The organism is Vallitalea sediminicola (assembly GCF_054408565.1).
Genome location: NZ_BTPT01000444.1, coordinates 1 through 315, shown reverse-complemented (window position 1 = coordinate 315; position 315 = coordinate 1). Strand labels below are relative to the sequence as shown.

The window sequence follows — 315 nt, the reverse complement described above, 5'->3', positions numbered from 1 at the left end:
TTCATTCTCGTGTAACCTATAATATCATTACCAGCATAATAATACTTACTAGTTAAATGTGTCACTTTAGTTCTCATAGCATTTACAGAAGATTTAATACCGGTAGCACCACCAAAGATATCAACGCCGTAATAGCCTAGTTCCCCAATGGATTCACCCAGTTTACCTCCACTTTCACTATAATTAGTTTCATTTCCTAATACCATATTACCGATATCAACTGTTTCACCTATAAGTGAGCCAACCATTTTTCCAGTTGGTTTGTAAACATGATCTCTAAATAAATTTTCAGACCTTACGCTTTTAAAATCATTG

Annotated in this window: 1 protein-coding gene; it reads right to left on the bottom strand. The window is 34.0% G+C overall.

Features of this window, described 5'->3' with window-relative positions; genetic code table 11:
• Positions 1–315 (bottom strand): hypothetical protein (locus ACX6CF_RS27365; RefSeq protein WP_458788521.1); only part of this gene is annotated, 315 nt, incomplete at both ends.